The organism is Taklimakanibacter albus (assembly GCF_016595235.1).
Lineage (GTDB): Bacteria > Pseudomonadota > Alphaproteobacteria > Rhizobiales > Aestuariivirgaceae > Taklimakanibacter > Taklimakanibacter albus.
The window spans coordinates 238,709-256,908 of the sequence record NZ_JAENHL010000006.1; the positions used below are offsets into that span (position 1 = coordinate 238,709).

22 protein-coding genes are annotated in these 18,200 nt (G+C 64.5%); 10 read left to right on the forward strand and 12 right to left on the reverse strand.

Translation table 11 applies throughout. From position 1 onward, the window contains the following. Positions 1–1,017 (reverse strand): saccharopine dehydrogenase family protein, encoded by a 1,017-nt coding sequence (locus tag JHL16_RS05785; RefSeq protein ID WP_200183934.1) that lies wholly within the window; start codon positions 1,015–1,017, stop codon positions 1–3. 134 nt (positions 1,018–1,151) lie between these two features. Here JHL16_RS05785 and JHL16_RS05790 point away from each other — a divergent pair, with 134 nt between their 5' ends. From JHL16_RS05790 to msrA, 4 genes are all read left to right on the forward strand, one after another. After that, complete coding sequence (locus JHL16_RS05790; RefSeq protein WP_246770816.1) at positions 1,152–1,751, forward strand: TetR/AcrR family transcriptional regulator; 600 nt, start codon at positions 1,152–1,154, stop codon at positions 1,749–1,751. 218 nt (positions 1,752–1,969) lie between these two features. Then, positions 1,970–3,223: a flavin-dependent oxidoreductase gene (locus JHL16_RS05795; protein WP_200183935.1), complete on the forward strand. Its 1,254-nt coding sequence runs from the start codon at positions 1,970–1,972 to the stop codon at positions 3,221–3,223. Between the two features lie 313 nt (positions 3,224–3,536). After that, entirely contained in the window at positions 3,537–3,980 is a 444-nt protein-coding gene (msrB, locus tag JHL16_RS05800) for a peptide-methionine (R)-S-oxide reductase MsrB (protein WP_200183936.1), read from the forward strand. Continuing rightward, a complete protein-coding gene (gene msrA, locus JHL16_RS05805) occupies positions 3,980–4,486 on the forward strand; it encodes a peptide-methionine (S)-S-oxide reductase MsrA (protein ID WP_200183937.1) in 507 nt (168 codons plus the stop codon). The genes msrB and msrA overlap by 1 nt, the downstream gene beginning before the upstream one ends. 235 nt (positions 4,487–4,721) lie before the next feature. Here msrA and JHL16_RS05810 read toward each other — a convergent pair whose 3' ends face one another. From JHL16_RS05810 to JHL16_RS05820, 3 genes are read right to left on the reverse strand one after another with little or no spacing between them, the layout of a single operon-like run. Continuing rightward, positions 4,722–5,354, reverse strand: a complete 633-nt coding sequence (locus JHL16_RS05810; RefSeq protein ID WP_200183938.1) for a Vgb family protein — start codon at positions 5,352–5,354, stop codon at positions 4,722–4,724. A 15-nt stretch (positions 5,355–5,369) separates the two neighbouring features. After that, a complete protein-coding gene (locus JHL16_RS05815; protein WP_200183939.1) occupies positions 5,370–6,002 on the reverse strand; it encodes a Vgb family protein in 633 nt (210 codons plus the stop codon). Positions 6,003–6,032: 30 nt separating this feature from the next. Then, a complete protein-coding gene (locus JHL16_RS05820; RefSeq protein ID WP_200183940.1) occupies positions 6,033–7,253 on the reverse strand; it encodes a helix-turn-helix domain-containing protein in 1,221 nt (406 codons plus the stop codon). Between the two features lie 85 nt (positions 7,254–7,338). On the opposite strand from JHL16_RS05820, the gene JHL16_RS05825 reads away from it, so the two are divergent. From JHL16_RS05825 to JHL16_RS05840, 4 genes are all read left to right on the forward strand, one after another. Beyond that, a complete protein-coding gene (locus tag JHL16_RS05825) occupies positions 7,339–7,869 on the forward strand; it encodes an SRPBCC family protein (RefSeq protein ID WP_200183941.1) in 531 nt (176 codons plus the stop codon). Between the two features lie 124 nt (positions 7,870–7,993). Then, a complete protein-coding gene (locus tag JHL16_RS05830) occupies positions 7,994–8,737 on the forward strand; it encodes a hypothetical protein (RefSeq protein ID WP_200183942.1) in 744 nt (247 codons plus the stop codon). A gap of 78 nt (positions 8,738–8,815) precedes the next feature. After that, positions 8,816–9,592, forward strand: coding sequence for a DUF899 domain-containing protein (locus tag JHL16_RS05835; RefSeq protein ID WP_200183943.1), 777 nt, complete (start codon positions 8,816–8,818; stop codon positions 9,590–9,592). An 11-nt stretch (positions 9,593–9,603) separates the two neighbouring features. Beyond that, a complete protein-coding gene (locus tag JHL16_RS05840) occupies positions 9,604–9,825 on the forward strand; it encodes a hypothetical protein (RefSeq protein ID WP_200183944.1) in 222 nt (73 codons plus the stop codon). Here JHL16_RS05840 and JHL16_RS05845 read toward each other — a convergent pair. Beyond that, the gene (locus JHL16_RS05845; protein WP_200183945.1) at positions 9,758–10,687 is read right to left on the reverse strand and encodes an NAD(P)-dependent oxidoreductase; all 930 of its coding nucleotides are present in this window, start codon (positions 10,685–10,687) and stop codon (positions 9,758–9,760) included. The two genes, JHL16_RS05840 and JHL16_RS05845, sit on opposite strands and share 68 nt — an antisense overlap. 102 nt (positions 10,688–10,789) lie before the next feature. Here JHL16_RS05845 and JHL16_RS05850 point away from each other — a divergent pair, with 102 nt between their 5' ends. Beyond that, positions 10,790–11,143, forward strand: coding sequence for a winged helix-turn-helix transcriptional regulator (locus JHL16_RS05850; RefSeq protein ID WP_200183946.1), 354 nt, complete (start codon positions 10,790–10,792; stop codon positions 11,141–11,143). A gap of 276 nt (positions 11,144–11,419) precedes the next feature. Here JHL16_RS05850 and JHL16_RS05855 read toward each other — a convergent pair whose 3' ends face one another. From JHL16_RS05855 to JHL16_RS05880, 6 genes are all read right to left on the reverse strand, one after another. Continuing rightward, positions 11,420–11,824, reverse strand: coding sequence for a hypothetical protein (locus JHL16_RS05855; RefSeq protein WP_200183947.1), 405 nt, complete (start codon positions 11,822–11,824; stop codon positions 11,420–11,422). A gap of 15 nt (positions 11,825–11,839) precedes the next feature. Next, positions 11,840–12,955: a hypothetical protein gene (locus JHL16_RS05860; RefSeq protein ID WP_200183948.1), complete on the reverse strand. Its 1,116-nt coding sequence runs from the start codon at positions 12,953–12,955 to the stop codon at positions 11,840–11,842. An 8-nt stretch (positions 12,956–12,963) separates the two neighbouring features. Continuing rightward, a complete protein-coding gene (locus JHL16_RS05865) occupies positions 12,964–13,827 on the reverse strand; it encodes an HTTM domain-containing protein (protein WP_200183949.1) in 864 nt (287 codons plus the stop codon). Further along, on the reverse strand, positions 13,811–14,251 hold the full coding sequence (locus JHL16_RS05870) for a hypothetical protein (RefSeq protein WP_200183950.1): 441 nt from the start codon (positions 14,249–14,251) through the stop codon (positions 13,811–13,813). The genes JHL16_RS05865 and JHL16_RS05870 overlap by 17 nt, the downstream gene beginning before the upstream one ends. A 54-nt stretch (positions 14,252–14,305) precedes the next feature. Next, positions 14,306–15,736: an MFS transporter gene (locus JHL16_RS05875; protein ID WP_200183951.1), complete on the reverse strand. Its 1,431-nt coding sequence runs from the start codon at positions 15,734–15,736 to the stop codon at positions 14,306–14,308. A gap of 93 nt (positions 15,737–15,829) precedes the next feature. Further along, the gene (locus tag JHL16_RS05880) at positions 15,830–16,723 is read right to left on the reverse strand and encodes a LysR family transcriptional regulator (RefSeq protein ID WP_200183952.1); all 894 of its coding nucleotides are present in this window, start codon (positions 16,721–16,723) and stop codon (positions 15,830–15,832) included. Positions 16,724–16,788: 65 nt separating this feature from the next. Here JHL16_RS05880 and JHL16_RS05885 point away from each other — a divergent pair, with 65 nt between their 5' ends. Next, positions 16,789–17,283: a hemerythrin domain-containing protein gene (locus tag JHL16_RS05885; protein WP_348647174.1), complete on the forward strand. Its 495-nt coding sequence runs from the start codon at positions 16,789–16,791 to the stop codon at positions 17,281–17,283. A 119-nt stretch (positions 17,284–17,402) separates the two neighbouring features. Here the strand turns inward: JHL16_RS05885 and JHL16_RS05890 are convergent, their stop codons facing one another. Then, positions 17,403–18,122, reverse strand: coding sequence for a Crp/Fnr family transcriptional regulator (locus JHL16_RS05890; protein ID WP_210345956.1), 720 nt, complete (start codon positions 18,120–18,122; stop codon positions 17,403–17,405). Between the last annotated feature and the right edge of the window lie 78 nt (positions 18,123–18,200).

An 18,200-nucleotide genomic window follows, 5' to 3' on the forward strand; every position in this document is an offset into this window, starting at 1 on the left:
TCAGTGCCCTCCCTCCGTCACGGCGCTGAAGACCGTACCGAATGCTTTCATCTGCGCGACATAATAATTGGGATCGATTAGTGTTTCCGGCAGATAGAGTCCCGGTGTCGGCGCTTTGCCGCGCAGGCCCATCAACGCCTCGATGCCGAGCGCGACGCCCAGCGCCGTCAGCGGCGCCTGGCCTTGCGGGTGGACGATCTCGAGATGCGACGTGCTCGTAGTGCCATCTTTTCTGCGGCCGGTGATGTCGATGATCGTCTCGGTCGAGAAGGGCGCGCCGCGCCGCCGGCTGGCCGACTGGCCATAGACGAGATCGAAGCGGATCGCTTGTGCGCTTGTGGCGGCGTGGAGGCTCAGCACGTCGAAAGGCGAATAGGCTTGCGCCGTAAGGTGGGCGCCATCGACGCTCCTGACCGTGGCCTTCGTCTCATCGCCTGTCACATAATGCGTCTCGCCGCCTTGGATCGTCAGCACCGCGGGCGCGACCGTGGTCAGGCGCTCATAATCGGCCGCCGCCGCTGGCCCGCCCATATCTTCTTCATCGAGCATGACGCCGACGCGGATCGAGGCGATGGTGTCATAGGCCGCCGTCAGTTGCAGCGTGGGGAATACCGCCGCACCCGCCAGCCAGTGGCTCGCCATCAGGATCGGCGCCCGATCGGGATGGTGGATATAGAGCGCCGCTCCGGGGCCGATCTCGAAAGTGCCGCTGGAAAGGTCGACATAAGGCACCTTATGGTCGAGCGCATACCGCATGGAATTGAGCGTGTGGTCCTTGACGAATAGCGCGATGGCGCCGAGCGGCGTCGCCTCCAGGCCGAGGTCGCGGCGGGCGAGGTCGATGACGACCGCCGAGGCATTGCCGAGCCCGTGCGCCGTCTTCTGCGCCCGTGCCAGGTCGCGTCCGCCGATGATGATCGGCAGATCGGGATGGAGCTTGCGGAGCGTGGCCGCGGCCTGCGCGCCGACGACGCCGGATCCGCCGATGATCAGAACCGGCAGCTGAGAACCTGACATGATGTATCCCTCAAATGATGCGCCTTGCCGGCGCGGTCTACGTCTGGTAAGCTACAATCAGTAACTTACGATTAGTAGGTTATGGTGACGGCGATCAGCTTCGTCAAGGGACTTTCGTGGGCGAGGTGACGAAAATGGCGGTGACCGAAAAGAGCGAGACCAGGCGGCGTATGACCAAGGAGGCGCGGCGCGAGCAGTTGCTCGAGACCGCGCTCGCCATCGTGCGTGAGCAGGGCCCTGATGCGCTCACCCTCGGCTATCTCGCCGAGCGTGCCGGTGTCAGCAAGCCCATCACCTATGAGCATTTCGAGACGCGTTCGGGCCTCCTCGTGGCGCTTTATCGCCAGATCGATGAGCAGCAGGTGCGCGCACTTCAGGAAAGCCTCGCGGTCAAGGGACGGGCGCTGGACGAGGTCGCGCGCGTCATTGCCCGCGCTTACATGACCTGCCATTCCAATTGGGGGCCGGAAGGCCACGCCATCGCCGGCGCCTTGATGGGCGACGCGCAAATGGGCGCCGTCCAGCGCGACCTGCTCGACAATTGTGTCGGCATCTTCGCCGACGCGCTGGCGCCGTTCTCGAAACTCGCCCGCAAGGCGCTGCGCCAGCGCTGCGTCGGTATCGTTGGTGCGGCGGAAGCGCTGTCGCTCGACATGACCCGCGGCCGCATGCCCCAGGCGGCGGCGATCGAGAACCTGGCGGCGCTGCTGGTGAGCGGGATCGATCCGATTTGATGATCCGTCATCCCGACGAAAGTCGGGATCCATTTAATTCGCGCAGCGTGGGAAGCACTGCTCGCGCGGAAAGGCTTTTATGGGTCCCGGCTTTCGCCGGGATGACGTTTTCTTGGGAGCGTTTCGCCCACGCTCCAGCTTGACCATCCGTGACCTTGAGATCGATCCCCATCCCTGTATGATTCGACCACGGATGGCCCGGATCAGCAGGAGATGTAATGAAGCTCCTCATCATCGGCGGCGGCATTGGCGGCCTCGTCACCGCGCTCGCTTTGCACAAGGCCGGCATCGAGGTCGAGATCTTCGAGCAATCACAGGAATTGCGCGAGCTCGGCGTCGGCATCAATCTCCTGCCGCATGCGGTGAAGGAGCTGGCGGCGCTCGGCCTGTTGCCGGCGCTCGACCAAGCCGGTATCCGCACCCGCGAGCTCATCTATCAGAATCGCCACGGCCAGGTGGTGTGGCGCGAATTGCGCGGCCTCGATGCGGGCTACGACGTGCCGCAGCTCAGCATTCATCGCGGCAAGCTGCATGGCGTGCTGCTCAAGGCGGTGCTCGAGCGTCTGGGCTCACAGCGCCTCCATGCCGACCGGCGTTTTATTGACCTCGCCGAGGGGCGAGGCAAGGTCACCGCCGTCTTCGAAAACCGCGCCGGTGAACGTTTCGAGGCGACGGGCGACGGGATCATCGGCGCCGACGGCATTCATTCACGGGTGCGGGCGCTGTTCTATCCGGCAGAAGGGCCGCTTCTGTGGAGCGGCATCATGTTGTGGCGCGGGGCGACCGCATGGCCCATTCATGAGGACGGCCGCACCATGGTCATCGCCGGCGGCAATGCCGCGAAATTCGTCTTCTATCCGATCCACCATGATCCGGCGCAGCCGGCTGAGCGCCTCACCAACTGGGCGATCATGGCGCGTATCGCCGACGGCAGCGGGCCGCCGCCGCGCCGCGAGGACTGGAACGCGGTCGGGCGCATCGAGGAGGCCTGCGCCTTTGTCGAAGGCAGCTTCCGCTTAGGGTTCATCGAGCCCAAGAAGATCATCGAGGCCACCAGCACCTTCTATGAATATCCCAATTGCGACCGCGATCCCGTCGAACGCTGGTCCTTCGGCCAGGTGACGCTCCTGGGCGATGCCGCCCATGCCATGTATCCGGTCGGCAGCAATGGCGCGAGCCAGGCCATTCTCGATGCTGCGGCGCTCGCCCGCCATCTGACCGCGACGGGCGATGTCGCGGCGGCCTACACAGCCTACGATGCCGAGCGCCGGCCGCTCACCGCCGATATCGTCCGCGCCAACCGCCGGGGCGGGCCCGAGGGTGTCATCGACGTCGTCGAGGCGCGCGCGCCTGACGGGTTCGACGATATCGAGAAGGTCGCGACCTATGCCGAGCGCGAGGCGATCGTGCGCGGCTATGCGTCCAAGGCGGGTTTCGCCAAGGACCAGGTCAACCGCGCGGGCGCCCGCTAGGACCATTTCACATTTTCCCTCCCCCTTGGAGGGTCGGTCCGAAGGACCGGGGTGGGGGCGGGTGGTCTTTCAGGATCCTCTGCCCCTACGCAAATCCCGCCACAGCACCCGACCCCCATCCGGTTCCCCGGCTCAAGGCCGGGGAACCACCTTCCCCGCAAGGGGGAAGGTGAGGGCGTGTAACGCGGGTAGAGTATCCTGCGTAGAGTGTATTTGCGGCTCCCCGTGCCAGGAAACCGGCAGGAGAGCCTGGAAATTTCACCGTCCCGACGCCATATTGGGGCGGCAAATCAAAAGAATGGAGTAAGAAGCCATGAGCTACCGTAAGACCGCGGAAGCCGTCGCAAAGCTCACGCCCATCCAATACAAGGTGACCCAGGAAAGTGCCACCGAGCGCCCCTTCACCGGCGAATACAATGACAACAAGGAGCCGGGCATCTATGTCGACATCGTCTCCGGCGAGCCGCTTTTCGCCTCCGCCGACAAGTTCGAGTCGGGCTGCGGCTGGCCGAGCTTCACCAAGCCGATCGTCGAGGCCAACGTCAACGAATTGCGCGATGTCACGCATGGCATGATCCGCACCGAGGTGCGCTCGGCCCATGGCGACAGCCATCTGGGCCATGTGTTCCCGGATGGCCCGCGCGACAAGGGCGGCCTGCGCTATTGCATCAATTCCGCGTCCTTGCGCTTCATCCCGCGCGACGAGATGGAAGCGGAAGGCTATGGTGCGTATCTGAACCAGGTGGAGGAAGTCTGATGACCGAGAAAGCTATTCTGGCCGGCGGCTGCTTCTGGGGCATGGAGGATCTGATCCGTAGGCAGCCCGGCGTCGTCAAGACGCGCGTCGGTTATACCGGCGGTGACGTGAAGAACGCCACCTATCGCAATCATGGGACTCACGCCGAGGGAATCGAGATCATCTTCGATCCGGCGAAGACGAGCTTCCGGCGTATTCTGGAGTATTTCTTCCAGATCCACGACCCGACGACCAAGAACCGGCAGGGCAACGATGTCGGCATGGGCTACCGCTCGGCGATCTATTATCTGAGCGATGAGCAGAAGCGCGTCGCCCTGGACACCATCGCCGATGTCGAGGCGTCAGGCCTGTGGCCCGGCAAGGTCGTAACCGAAGTGGCCCCTGCCGGCGACTTCTGGGAGGCCGAGCCCGAGCACCAGGACTATCTGATCAAATATCCGCACGGCTATACCTGCCACTTCCCGCGGCCCAACTGGGTGCTGCCGCGCCGTGAGGCGGCGGAATAGGCTTGCAATCGCGGACGTAACGGAACCATGAAAGCGGCGGAACGGGAAATTCCCTGTTCCGCCGATTTCGTGGATTTCCCTGTAGTTCCCTGCAGATCCGCTGCAAATCCCCTGCAGAGTCCGCTGCAAAAGAACAGGGGAATAACAGCGGAAGTCGCTTTTTCGGTTTCCTTACCCTCGCCCCCGACGGGGGAGAGGGGATTGTTCATCAGTGTGATGAGGATCGCACCCAGCCTCACTTGGGTTTGCGTACCGCGCGCACCTTGCCGCTATTGCCGCCGCCGCAATAGAAGCGGTCCTTGCCGTCCGCCTCGAGGCCCGAGACGCCGATGCCGGGCGGCATGTCGATCTGCTGCAGCACTTCGCCCGTTTTCGGATCTATGCGCCTTATGTCGCTCTCCTCGCCCTGCCAGGTGCCGTGCCAAAGCTCGCCATCGACCCAGCTGACGCCGGTGACGAACCGCTTCGACTCGATCGTGCGCAGGATCTTGCCGGTCTGGGGATCGATCTGGTGGATCTTCTGGTCGCGGTACTGACCGACCCACAAGGTGCCTTCGCCCCAGGCGAGACCTGAATCGCCGCCGCCGCCCGGCGCCGGGATGGTCGCCAGCACGCGCCCCGTCTTGGGATCGACCTTCTGGATGCGCGCTTCGGCGATCTGCCACAGATGCTCGCCGTCGAAGGCGGTGCCGGCATGCGCCTGAATGTCGAGCGAGCGCACCGTCTCGCCGCTGTCGGTATCGAGCGCGTTCAGCGTCTCGCCGGCGGCGAACCACACGTTCCTGCCGTCATAGGTGAGCCCATGCACCTGCTCGACGCCGGGGAAGGGGCCATATTCGCGGATGATTTCGGCTTGCGATCTTTTCATGATGACTGTCCTCCTTCACTCAGGTCTGCGCACGGCGCGCACTTTGCCGCTTTTGCCGCCGCCGCAATAAAACCGGTCCTTGCCATCCCATTCCAAACCCGACACGCCGACGCCCGCCGGCATGTCGATCTGCTGCAGCACCTCGCCGGTTTGCGGATCGATGCGGCGGATGTCGCTTTCATCATCCTGCCAGGTGGCGTGCCACAGCTCGCCATCGACCCAGCTGACGCCGGTGACGAACCGCTTCGACTCGATCGTGCGCAGGATCTTGCCGGTCTCAGGATCGATCTGATGGATCTTCTGGTCGCGATACTGCCCGACCCACAAAGTGCCTTCGGCCCAGGCGAGGCCTGAATCGCCGCCGGCGCCCGGCGCCGGAATGGTGGCCAGCACACGGCCCGTCTTGGGGTCGACCTTCTGGATGCGGGCATCGGCGATCTGCCACAGATGCTCGCCGTCGAAGGCGGTGCCGGCCTGCGCCGCCACATCGAGAGCGCGCACCGTCTCGCCGCTTTCGGTGTCGAGGGCGGCGAGGGTTGCGCCGGCGGCGAGCCACACATTCGTGCCGTCATAAGTGACCCCGCCCACCTGGTCGATGCCGGGGAAGGGACCATATTCGCGGATGATCTCGGCTTGCGATCGTTTCATGATGTCTTTCCTTTCGCTGTCGGGCGACATCTAGTCGTTCGGCAGAGGCGCCGGGAGTAACAATGTCGTCGTGAAACCGGGCAGCGGCGGCGTCATCCAGCGGCGCGCCCGGCCATGGCCATAGAACTGAATTTTCTTCGCCAGCGCCAGTTCCTCGAGCGCCCGCTGCACGCTCCTCTGGCTCGATCCGAGCGCCAGCGCTAAGGCCGAGCTCGACCAGGATTCGCCGTCGGCGAGGAAGGCCAGCACGGATGCGTGTTTCTCTTCCACCGGCCGCGCCAGCACCACGACCTCCTGTCCCATTGGCGGCTCGAGCGCGAAGCCGCGTTCGGTGGCGCTGAGGCGCGCCAGCTTGCCGAGCTTCTGGCGCAGGCGCCCGATCTCGACGCGCAGGCGGGCGCGATGTGATTCATCGGCGTGCTTCGCCCCGAAGGCCCGCGCCAGCAGCACATCGCGCGCCACGTCTTTGGGCCACGCTTCGGCGAGCGCGCGGGCGAGCGCGAAGAGGACCGGGCGCGTCGCCAGCGACACGATGGTCTTGCGGTCGCGCACCGCATGGCGGCAGGCATCGATGATGAGGGCCTTCGACGCGAAGAGTTTCTCGACTTCATCGAGAAGGAGAGGGCGCTCCGATCCTTGCGCGATGAGCCGCGCCGCCGGTGCATCGAGAAGGCGGGCGGCATTCTCCGCTTCGGCGATGAGCGCCGGAATGCGCGCTTGCCTTGCCGCCTGCTGCGCCCGCGCCAGGGCGGTCCGTGCTGTCCTGGTGTCGATGCGGCGCATCGCGATGCCGGCCACCACCAGCTCATGCGCGGTGCGCAGCGCCGGCGGCAGAGGCGTGGGGTCGAGATGCTCAAGCTGCTTTTCGGCGTCGTCGAGCCGGCCGATAAGGAGGAGCCGGCGCACCGTGAGATAATGCGCATGCGCCGCATTGGCGCGGTCGCCATGGTCTTCGAGTACCGCGCGCGCCTGGTCGAGCAAATTGTCGGGCGCGCCCAGATCGCGCGCGGCGAGCGCCACTTCCGCTTCGGCGACGACGCAGCGCGCCCTGGCCACCGCTTCCTTGGGCCCGAAGGCGCGTGCCGCCCGACGCAGAAGAATCTTGGCGCGGTCGAGATCGCCGAGCTGCGCCATCGCGATACCGCGTAGCGCCAGTGCCGGCGGGTCCTCGCGCAGCGCCACCCGCTTCAAGGCGCCGAGCGGATCACCGCCCGCCAGAGCGCGCGCCGCGGCCGTGATCAGTGAGTCCATGGAAATCCCGCCACACTTGTCACTCCCACCCCATCGATAGCCGTCACTATCCTCACTGACAACCACCTCGGAAAGGAGACCGGTTATGAACCACATCGCATTCGACTCCCATGGCGTGCTGACGGAGCCCGCGACTTTCACCATCGAGCGCCTTCTGCCCGGCCCCGTCGATCTCGTCTGGGCGGCGCTCACCGAAAGCAATCTGCGCAAGCACTGGCTGGCGGCGGGCGAGATGGTGCTGGAGAGGGGCGCTCCCTTCGAATTCGTCTGGCGCAATGACGAATTGAGCGAGCCGCCGGGCAAACGCCCGGAAGGTTTCGAGGAGGAATACCGGCTCCACAGCCGCATCACCGAAATCGCCGCGCCGCATCGCCTGTCCATCACCTGGGACGACACCGGCGACGTGACTTTCGAGATCGAGCCGCGGGGCAGGCGGGTGCTCCTGCGCGTCACCCATCAAGGCCTCGCGGATCGCGACACGTTGCTCGCCATCGCCGCCGGCTGGCACATGCATCTCGACATCCTCGTCACCCGCGCCAAAGGCCTCGAGCCCGAGCCCTTCTGGGCCGGTTGGTTGCGCCTGCGTGAAGACTACGACCGCCGCTTCGCCAAGTGACTATTTTTCCCTCCCCCTTGCGGGGAGGGACGACGCGCAGCGTCGGGGTGGGGGGCGGGTGGTCCATCCACTCCCTGTCTCTCCACTTGCGACACCACCCGGACATTCTGATCAGGAGTCTCTCATGAAACCCACCTTCATCACCGCACTCATCGCCATCCTCGGCTTCGCGACGCCAGGCTATGCTATCGACACGACCCTCGACACCATGCCGCCGAAGCTCGAGATAGCACTCGCTCTGAGCGCCGCGCCGCCGCATCTGCGCGACAAGGCGACCGTTCATCTGCTCGACCCCAAGACCGGCTACAAGCTCGCGCAGGAAGGTTCGAACGGCATCACCTGCATCGTCGAGCGCACCCAATGGGAGCTTGGCGATTTCAGGAACGATATCTATGTGCCGCTCTGCTACGACGCCGAGGGCACGAAGACCTATCTCAAATACATCATGGATACGGCGGCGATGCGGGCGCAAGGGATGGGGCCGGCCGAGCTCAAGGCCGAGGTCGAGAAGCGGTTCCGCGACAAGACCTATCCGGTGCCCGCCAAGCCCGGCCTCTCTTACATGATCGCGCCGATCATGCGCACTTTGGGTCCGCCCGATTTCAAGGTGAGCACCATGGCGATGCCGCATCTGATGTTCTACGCGCCCTATCTCACCAATGCCGAGATCGGCGCCGCGCCCGACTTCACCAACTTCGACAGCCTGCTCTATCCCTTCGTCGACAAGCAGGGAAACCCCGAGCACAGCTACATGATCCAGATGATCGGCGCCGCCGAGAAAGCCAATATCCTCGCCGAGCACAAGCAACTCCTCACCGATCTCTGCGCCTATCGCGACCTGCTGTGCCTCGATCACATGGAGCACTGACGAAATCCCGCCAGCATTGTCACTCCCACCGCGCCCGGTTCCAACCCTAGAGTCGTCTCACCACAAAGGAGAAACCCCATGACCAAGCATAAAATCGCATCCCGCAAGGAATGGCTTAGCCGCCGCGTCGCGCTGCTCAAGGCCGAGAAGGAGCACACCCGCCGCGCCGATGAGCTGGCGCGGATGCGCCAGGACCTGCCCTGGGTCAAGCTCGACAAGGCCTATCGTTTCGAGACCGAGCAGGGCAAGGCCACGCTCGCCGATCTCTTCCAGGGGCGCTCGCAGCTTCTCGTCTATCACTTCATGTTCGGCCCCGACTACAAGGCCGGCTGCGTATCCTGCTCATCGATCGCCGATGGCTATAATGGTATCTTCAGCCATCTCGCCAATCATGACGTGATGTTGTGGACGGTATCGCGCGCACCGCTGGCGAAGCTTCTCGACTACAGGAAGCGCATGGGCTGGAGCTTCCCCTGGGCCTCCTCGCAGGACAGCGACTTCAATTTCGACTTCGACGTCGCCTACACCGAGGAGCAGCAGCGCCAGGGGAATATCGAATACAACTATGAGCGCAACAGCCATGCCATGGACAGTCTGGAGGAGCCGTCGCCGGTCGTCGCCTTCGCCGCGAGCTCCGGTGTCGATCCCGCCACCTATGGCCGCGACCGGCCGGGCCTCAGCACCTTCGTGCGGGAAGGCGGTGATATCTATCACACCTATTCCGCCTATGCGCGCGGGCTCGACGGCCTGTGGGGCATGTATCAGTGGCTCGACCGCGCCCCCCTCGGCCGTAACGAGACGGGCTTATGGTTCCGCCGCCGCGATGAATATGCGTCGTTGAAGAACGTCGCCTGAGGAGAGACGCGATGACCATCGCCACCGAAGAAGCAATCCGTTATCTGAGTTTCGCCGCCGCACCTACCTTCGCGGTCATGGCGCTGGCGACGGGTCTTCTCGGTGGCGATCCGGCGTCCATCATCTGCTCGACTGCCGGCATGTCGCCCTTGAGCGGCATGACCGTCATGTATGCCTTGATGGCCGTGTTCCATCTGCCGCCTTGGGCGCGGCTTCTGGGGCGATCCTGGTGAACTGCGTCATCGCGGCGAAATCATCCTCGAGATGGCCCGCCGCGACGGCGCGCTCGAAATGCGCCGCATAGGTTCGTGTCAAGCCGGGATCGAGATTGTGTATCCGGCTGATATCGGCGAGATGCCGCAAGGCATGGGTGTGAACGCCGACGGTTGAAAGAGTCTCGGCATCGGCGGCGAAGCGTTTGCCCGCCGTGCGTTTGATGAGATCGGCGACTAGCCCTTCGATGACCGGCACGCCGTCTTTCCATTGCCGCTCGAGCGTCGCGAACGGAATGCCCTCGGCGTCAGCGATGGCGATGGCATGCAGCGCGGCGAAGAGCCCACCCCAGAGCTGGCTCAGCCCCACCGCTTCCAGGGCCGCGGCGGTGCCCGGATCCGCGCCGACATGACTGACGGCGCCGAGGGTCGCGAGCGTCTCCTGATGCGCGGTGAAGGCGGCGAGGGGGCCCGACACGAGGATCATGGCCGCTGTGCTGCCGATGATGTCGGGAGTCGCGAGGATGGCGCCGTCGAGATAGAGAGCGCCTTGGCCTTCCGTCCAGCGTGCCGCCTCGCGTGCCTCCCGTGGCGTGCCGGAGCTCAGCTCGACGATGAGTTTGCCGCGCAAGGTCTGGGCGACCTTGGGATCGCGCAGCAGCACCTGTGACGCCGCATAATCGGTCACGTTGACGATGACGATGTCGGATGCCGCAATCGCCTCGCGCACGTTTGCCGCTACAGTGGCGCCCAAAGCAGCGAGCGGCTGCGCTTTGTCCGGGCTGCGGTTCCACACGTTGCTCGGATGCCCGGCTTTGATCAAGGTCCGCGCCAGGGCCGACCCCATCCGCCCCAGACCCAGAACGCTCACTCGTGTCTTCATGTCCGAACTCCTATATGTTGTGGCCAGTAGCTAGGCAGGCCGAAAGGCTCGGACAACACGCACCGCCGGGTTAGCACTAACCTGCGGGTAAGGAGACGAAGGATGACGGTCATTCCGAAGGACTGCGGTTTCTCGACGGCGCTCGGTGTCATTGGCGGCAAATGGAAGGTCGAGATCCTGTGCGAGTTGCAGAAGACGCCGCGCCGCTTCGGCCGCTTGCGCCAGCTGATCCCCGGCATCAGCGAAAAGATGCTGGCCCAGCAATTGCGCGAGATGGAGGCGGACGGGCTGGTGCGCCGCGAGGTCCACGATGCCTCGCCGCCCAAGGTCGTCTATTCGCTGACCGACCATGGCAACACCCTCAATGACGGTGTCGCCAGCCTCTGCCAATGGGGCGAAGGCCATCTGCGCCGCACCCACCGCGCGCCAAGCGAGCCGGCACTGCACGCCGTCTGAGCGAGGAGAGGGCATGACGAGCCAGACGCTTCCCACATGATGCGGGCGGGCTGATCCGGCACTCTACTATTTTTGGGTGCATTCGGCTTGCCCTCTACCGACGCGGCGCGAGCGGCTGCTAGGGATTGTGCCGTCAGCCTGCCGTTCGGGGATTCTCACATGCATTTGTATCGGCCCATCTCACAACGTGCCGTGTCGTGCATCGGTTGCCTGATGTCCACTGGCCTTCTATGCGCGGCCGCCTTGCTCGCGCCCGCCGCTGCAGCGAGTGACGCATCATATCCACGCGCCGAAGCCGTCCAGGTCGCCCTTCTGTCGGTCGACGGCCATCGGGCTGACACCAAGGACGACCGGCAGCGCGTGGCGGATGGCAATGGTGGCGACGCCGGCGGAAACGGTGGCGGGCCTGGCGGGAATGGTGGTAACGGCGGCAACGGCGGGAATGGTGGTAACGGCGGCAACGGCGGGAATGGTGGTAACGGCGGCAACGGTGGGAATGGCGGCAACGGTGGGAATGGCGGCAACGGAGGAAATGGTGGTAACGGCGGGAACGGCGGCAACGGCGCTGGAAATGGCGCCGGGAACGGCGCCGGCCCAGGGGGAAGCCGCGGAGAGGGTGCTGCGGGGACTTCCGGATCCGACCGCTATGATCCGGATTTCTGCGGGCCGCAGACCGGCCAATCCTGCTGACCGGATTTACTTCTCGGTACGATAGGCGAAGTCGTCGATGGCCGCCTGCCAGTAGTGCTCGGTCCTGATTTCGATCCGGGTGATGCGCCGGTATTCGGCGGCGAAATAGACAGGCCCCAGAGCCGACAGCGTGACCTGGTCCTCATAGACGGGCTCTTCGCCGCGCCAGGCCTTGATAAGCAGAGTTTCACCTTCGGCATCATCCCAGCCGGCGCCGAAATAGGCGCCGGTGAAATCGAAAGGCGCGCGGCTGGACACGGTCGCCGGATGGCCCGAGCTGTTATAGGCGATGAAGTCGCCCGACATGGCGGCGTTGATGTAGCCGGGACCGCCGGTGAAACGCTGATGCATGGCGACGAGATTGTACCAGTCGAGCCCGCCATAGCCGGACGGCACCTCGAACACACCCGAGGTCGCCAGATCGTCGAAGCCCGTCACATGTGAAACGGGAAGTGGTGCTGCATCACTCTTCGCCTTTTCTGAGAAGGCGGCCAGAACGACCGGCGCTTGCGCGACCGTGACGTTCCGGCGCTCGGACGCCCATTCGACCTTCCACTCGCCTGGTGTCGCCGGAAGGCGGAAGCGCCCGTCCGCGTCGGCCTGCGTCACGCGGTGGCCGCCATCGGGGCCCTTGGCTGTGACCTTGACGCCGGCGGGCGCCGTGCCGCTGATCGTCAGATCCGCCGCAAGGCCGACCGGATGTGTCGTCTTGCGCGCGATCATATCGCCGGGCGCGCCGGGCGTCACCACATACTCGCTGTCCTGTTTTTCATTGCCTGTCGTCACCGACCAGCCCGGCGGCGGCTTGATCGCGAAAGTGTAGCGGCCGGGATCGGTGACTTCACGATCGCGCTTCACGACCGACATCCGGAAATTGGCGAATCCGCTGACATTGGTCCGTTCGATATGGATGTCTCCACCAGGCTTGCCGAGCTCGACCGCCACATTCGGCATCGGCTGGTCGCCCATGTCATAGACGCCGTTGCGGTTGATGTCGCGGAAGACCAGGACGGAGGTGTTCATCTCACCGCCGGTGAAGCCGCCCCAAACGCGTTTCGGATAAAGCGGATCCGAAGCACCGGCCGGGCCGGCCAGGAGAGCTATGCCGAATGCCGTCGCCATGAGGTGTTTCACGATGCCGTCTCTTTTGTCGCTGTCTCGATCTCCAACCCTTGCACACGCCGGATAACTTTGTCGACATCGTCGGCATCGAAATACGCCAGATAGAGCAGCATCATCGTGGCGCTGAACGTATAGACCGGCAAGGTGACATAGAGGATGGCGTGAAAGGCGAGGCCGACCCATACCAGATAGCGCCGGGTCGGGCGGAAGGGCAGCCCGAAGGCGAGCGCATATTCGACGAGCACGACGCTGATGGCGGCGAGCATGGCGAGTGTCGGCAGGCCAGGAAGGTCCGGATAGTCGGAGCCGGCATAGAACCAAAGGAAGATGTGCTCGAGCCGCGCCCCGCTCAGGAAGGCGAAGCCCGTCTTGTCATAGGCCGAGAAGAAATAGAGCACCGAGAGTTGCAGCACGATGAGCCGCAAGCCCCAGAGATTGCCCCGTTCGGGCGGCGGGGGATGTCCCCGGCGCTCGGCCCTCGCCACGGCCAGATAGCGGTCGAGCGAGAAGGAACGCTCGCAGGGCGTGAGTGTGAGGAGCAGGGCGGTGATGGCGAGCAGGTAGGTATGGTGATGCGTCCACGGCTCGCGACCGAGCGCATGGCCGAAATAGAAATAGATCACCAGCCCGACGATTCCGGTCCACAGCGCCGCCAGGCGGCTTTTGTAGCCGATGAACAGCAAGGTCGTCGCAAGGAAGAAATTGAGCGACAGAACGAGGCCGATGATGGACTGGTTCATGTACAGCAAAAGCTCGCCCGCCCAGCGCGACCAGAAGAGCATGGCGATCCCGATGCGGATCAGAGCCGAAGAACGTGATGAGCCATAGGTGTCGACGGCCCATGCGGCGAAGCGGTCAGCCAGGGCAGGCATTTTGCTCCCCCGTATTGATGATCCGCCAACCGTCGCGCGTCGCCTGGCGCGCTTTGACGCGCAGATCGGCGCCGGAGCCTAAGGCGGCGCAGAGCCGCTCGATGATGGAAGTGAGTTCTTCAGAGGTTTCGATGCGTCGCAGCTTGCCGTTGCGCCGTTCGCCGAGAACCGCAAAGCGGTCGATCGGCGCCGAGGTGCCGTCCGGCTGCCGGACGGAGAAGGAGGCATCGACCAGGCCGATTCCAATGCCGCTGAACATCGTCCAGGAGCGCCAGAACACCGTGCGCGTCCCGGCGAACTGCTCGATCACCGGTCCGGCGAGCATGAAGACAGCAATGGCGAGGAACGCCAAGAGCCGGATGCGCCGGGCCGGAATCGATCCGGCAGGCTCGGCTGGGATTCCGGTCGCAAGTGTATCAGTCACGTGATGAGCTCCCGGACGGACCTTAGAGCAGGTCTCACCCGGATTGGAAGGGCATCACGATAGAGACGTCGCCTTCCGCTGGCGCTGGATTGCCTGAAAGGCAATCACGATGGCGAGCATCAGCATCACGCCACCGGCAATCACATAGGCGGCGCATGTTATGCCTTCCGCCATGGCGCGGCGCAGAGCCTCATCGGCGAGCCCTGCCGTGCCCTGATTGGCAACCAGAACGAGGAAGGCGAGGCCGAGTGCGGCGCCCATTCCCGATGTGGTCGAGACGATGCCCGAAGCCACGCCTTGTTTTTCATCTGGCACTCCGGTCGCGGCCGCGATGAACATGGTGGTGAAGATGATACCATCGCCGATACTGACGATGACCAGGCCCGGCACCAGCGCCATGAAGGGGACATCCGGCGACAAAGCGAGGCCGATGGCGAGCGCGCCGATGACTCCGGTTGCCAGCGCTGCGATCATTGTCGGCGCCAGGCCGAAGCGGGTCGCCGCGCGGCCGGCGAAGGTCGACGCCAATACGACGACGGCGGTCGGAATGAGGAAAGCGAGCCCGGTCGAGAGCGCGTCATAACGCAGTACATCCTGGAAGAAGATCGACAGGAAATAGAGGAGAGCCCCGAAGGTCGCCATGAACAGGAAAGCGATGGCGACCCCGAGCACCAGCCAGGGATTGCGCAGCATCGCGAAGGGAAGCAGCGGGTCGGTGCTGCGCCGTTCGATCAGGACGAAGAGCAGAGCGAGCCCGAGGCCAAGGACCAGAATGCCGATGGTGAGGGGCGAGAGCCATCCGAAGACCGGGCCCTGCACCAAAGCCAGCACGATAAGGGTCACGGCGCCGGTGACCGTGATCGCGCCCGGAAGATCGAAAGCGCGTCTGCGATCCACGGGCGGATCGCGTCCGATAAGGGCCAAGGCTGCAATCATGGCGGCGCCGGCGAGCGGCACATTGACCAGAAATACCGCGCGCCAGCCGAAGGCGCTGGTGAGCGCGCCGCCGGCCAGCACGCCGATGACGAGACCGGCGGCGCCGGCGCCTGCCCAGACGCCGAGCGCGCGGTTGCGTTCCTCGCCCTCGCGAAAAAGGACGTTGATCAAAGCGAGAGTGCTCGGAAAGACGAGCGCGCCACCCAGCCCTTGCGCGGCGCGGGCGGCGAGCTGCATGAAGACGCCATTCGCCAGCCCCCCGGCGAGTGAGGCGGCGAGATAAAGGAAGAGGCCGACGAGCAGGACACGGCGGCGGCCCAGGAGATCGGAGGCGCGGCCGCCCAAAAGTAGAAAGCCGCTGGAGGCGATGACATAGGCGCTGACGACCGCCTGCAGGCTTTGTGGTGAGTAGCCGAGATCGCGGCCGATATCGGGCAAAGCGACGATGACGATATACTGATCGAGCGACACGATCAGCATCGCGCCGGAGAGCAAAGCGAGGATCGCGGCAAGGCGGGTCTTGGCGTGAAGCGAGGAATTGCTGATCACCGGCACGGCTCCTTTCCGCCAGAATTGGCGAAGCCGCCGCAAAGGTGAAAGCCGGTACGAGCGTATGGCCGGTCTACACCCGCGTATGGCGGGTCAGGGAGCCGGGTTGAGCTCCGGCGCCATGAGCTTCAGCTCCTGCACCAGGAAGTCGATGACGCTGCGGATCCGCGGCGTATCGCGCAGGTCGGCATGGACGCCGATCTTCACGGGCTGCGATGGTTCGGGGATCGGGGTTGCAAACCGGACGAGGCCCGGCCTGCGATCGCCGATCACGCGGGGCAAGGCTGCCATCGCCTCACCGGCTTCGAGCGCCGCCACATGCGACTGCACGCCATTGGTTCTGAGCACGATGGCGGCGCGCGGCAGCATCGCCTTCAGCCACTCGATGGGCACCACCTTGATCGGTGACGGATTGAGCGCAACGACATGCTGGTCGGCGCCCTTTCTGGCGAAATCCGGTTGACCGTGGCGCCTGACATAGGTTTCCGACGCATAGAGGCCGTAGGAAACGTCGGCGACCTTGCGTTCGACCAGATCGCCCTGGTCGAAATTGCCGACGCGGACCGCGACATCTGCCTCGCGCCGAGAAAGGTTGAAGCGGCGCGGGTCGTTGATCAGGTCGATGATCACATCGGGATGGCGGATGCAGAACTGCGCCAGGAGGGGGGCCAGCACGTCGTCGCCGAACCAGGCGAGGCTGGTGAGGGTGATCGTGCCCTTGAGGCCGGTGTCGCGCGCCGCGATGCGCCGTTCCACCGCGCCGGCGAGCTCGTCCATCTCATCGAGGGGCTCGAGCAGCGTAGTGAGCAGGGGACCGGGTGTCAGCCCGCCCGCTTCACGTTCGAACAGCTTCACGCCGAGCCGGCGCTCCAACGCATTGAGACGGCGGCTCACCGTCGGCTGCGTCGAGCCCAGGGCCCGCGCGGCGGCGCTCAGCGAGCCATGGCGGGCAACGGCATGCGCGATCTTGAGGTCGTCCCAATCCATGAAATCACCTCCGGTTTGACCCAAATCAAATCGCCGCGCCGCTACAGCGGTTAGAACGAAATGCCATGAGACAGGAAGCGCGGAACTGCCGCAAGCTGGAAGATTGCCCGCTCGGCACCATATGCTGCGCCGGCGAGCATGTGCCCTGCATCGACATGGGACGTATGCATGCGGCGAAGCTTGATCTCTGCGCCGCACTCGAGGAGATCGCCGATAATTTGCCAGCGCGGGTCGATCGCTTCCGGTGTCTCTCCGTCGCCAGCAATCTCGTGCCGTTGCTGCGCGCCTGCCATCGTCTCGAGGAGGAAGCGGTCTTCCCCGCTTTCGCGGCACAACGTGACGAGGCGGCGGTCATCGCCCGGCTCAAGACCGAGCATCTCGAGGATGAATGCGCTGCCGAGGATCTGACTGAAATGCTGCTCGCCGTCGGCCATGGCGAAGCCGTCGCCAATCCGGAGGCCTTCGGCTACATGCTGCGCGCCTTCTTCGAAGCGGCGCGCCGACATATCGCCTTTGAACGCGATCATATCCTGGCCGCCATCCGCCCCGCCGAGTCTTAGAGCCCTTCCCGTTTTGATCGAATCGTTCCGATTCGATCAAAACGGGTAAAAAGCTCGAAGACATATGATCTGGAGCGCTTCTTTATCGCCAAAGTCGAGCAACTTTGGCGGGAGGCGCTCTAGTCGCCAGCCTGCGCCGTCAGCCGGTCCAGATTTTCGACCGTCACATGACGGGTGCCTTCGATGCGGATCACACCTTCGGTTCTGAGCCGCGTCAGCTGGCGGCTGACGGTCTCGATGGTAAGGCCGAGAAAGTCGGCGATTTCGCTGCGCGACAACGGCAGGTCGAAAGTGCTGCCGCTTGCCGAGGCCTGAGTGGGATGGACGTTGCGGGCGATCATGAGAAGGAAGCTCGCCACCTTTTCGGCCGCCGTCTTGCGGCCGAGCGTCACCATCCAGTCGCGCGCCTGGTCGAGCTCCTTGAGCGTCTGCTGGAGGAGGCGATGTTCGAAATCCGGCTGCTCCACCATCATGCGCTCGACCGCCTGGCGCGGGAAAGAGCACAGATCGACCTGGGTCGCGGCTTCCGCGGTGACGGCGCTTTCGGTGCGGAATGGGCGACCGACGAAATCGGGCGCAAATTGCAGGCCGACGATCTGCTGGCGCCCATCGGCCAGGGTCTTGCTCAGCTTCACCACCCCCGACATCACATTGGAATAGCGCTCGACATGCTCGGCGTCGGCCACCAGCTCTTCGCCTTGCGGCGCCTTGTGCTTCACCGACGACTTGGCGAGCGCCACGAGCTGCTCGGACGTAAGCGCACCGCACACACCGCGATGCCGCGCCTCGCAGGCGACGCAGAGGACCGGAATGCCGGAATTATGGATGTCTTTCCGCAACGAAACCTCGATGATTGGCGACGGTTTCGTCCTATCATCATGTCCGGCAGGGGACCACGTGACCTTTTGCGCCTGTGA

What these genes read in the sequence shown, in the direction of transcription:
- JHL16_RS05880 (WP_200183952.1), bottom strand. Translation starts at nt 16,723, where the DNA reads ATGGATTGGGACGACCTCAAGATCGCGCATGCCGTTGCCCGCCATGGC.
- JHL16_RS05830 (WP_200183942.1), top strand. Translation starts at nt 7,994, where the DNA reads ATGAAACCCACCTTCATCACCGCACTCATCGCCATCCTCGGCTTCGCG.
- JHL16_RS05840 (WP_200183944.1), top strand. Translation starts at nt 9,604, where the DNA reads ATGACCATCGCCACCGAAGAAGCAATCCGTTATCTGAGTTTCGCCGCC.
- JHL16_RS05865 (WP_200183949.1), bottom strand. Translation starts at nt 13,827, where the DNA reads ATGCCTGCCCTGGCTGACCGCTTCGCCGCATGGGCCGTCGACACCTAT.
- JHL16_RS05795 (WP_200183935.1), top strand. Translation starts at nt 1,970, where the DNA reads ATGAAGCTCCTCATCATCGGCGGCGGCATTGGCGGCCTCGTCACCGCG.
- msrA (WP_200183937.1), top strand. Translation starts at nt 3,980, where the DNA reads ATGACCGAGAAAGCTATTCTGGCCGGCGGCTGCTTCTGGGGCATGGAG.
- JHL16_RS05860 (WP_200183948.1), bottom strand. Translation starts at nt 12,955, where the DNA reads ATGGCGACGGCATTCGGCATAGCTCTCCTGGCCGGCCCGGCCGGTGCT.
- JHL16_RS05850 (WP_200183946.1), top strand. Translation starts at nt 10,790, where the DNA reads ATGACGGTCATTCCGAAGGACTGCGGTTTCTCGACGGCGCTCGGTGTC.
- JHL16_RS05835 (WP_200183943.1), top strand. Translation starts at nt 8,816, where the DNA reads ATGACCAAGCATAAAATCGCATCCCGCAAGGAATGGCTTAGCCGCCGC.
- JHL16_RS05810 (WP_200183938.1), bottom strand. Translation starts at nt 5,354, where the DNA reads ATGAAAAGATCGCAAGCCGAAATCATCCGCGAATATGGCCCCTTCCCC.
- JHL16_RS05785 (WP_200183934.1), bottom strand. Translation starts at nt 1,017, where the DNA reads ATGTCAGGTTCTCAGCTGCCGGTTCTGATCATCGGCGGATCCGGCGTC.
- JHL16_RS05820 (WP_200183940.1), bottom strand. Translation starts at nt 7,253, where the DNA reads ATGGACTCACTGATCACGGCCGCGGCGCGCGCTCTGGCGGGCGGTGAT.
- JHL16_RS05790 (WP_246770816.1), top strand. Translation starts at nt 1,152, where the DNA reads ATGGCGGTGACCGAAAAGAGCGAGACCAGGCGGCGTATGACCAAGGAG.
- JHL16_RS05815 (WP_200183939.1), bottom strand. Translation starts at nt 6,002, where the DNA reads ATGAAACGATCGCAAGCCGAGATCATCCGCGAATATGGTCCCTTCCCC.
- JHL16_RS05825 (WP_200183941.1), top strand. Translation starts at nt 7,339, where the DNA reads ATGAACCACATCGCATTCGACTCCCATGGCGTGCTGACGGAGCCCGCG.
- JHL16_RS05885 (WP_348647174.1), top strand. Translation starts at nt 16,789, where the DNA reads ATGAGACAGGAAGCGCGGAACTGCCGCAAGCTGGAAGATTGCCCGCTC.
- JHL16_RS05845 (WP_200183945.1), bottom strand. Translation starts at nt 10,687, where the DNA reads ATGAAGACACGAGTGAGCGTTCTGGGTCTGGGGCGGATGGGGTCGGCC.
- msrB (WP_200183936.1), top strand. Translation starts at nt 3,537, where the DNA reads ATGAGCTACCGTAAGACCGCGGAAGCCGTCGCAAAGCTCACGCCCATC.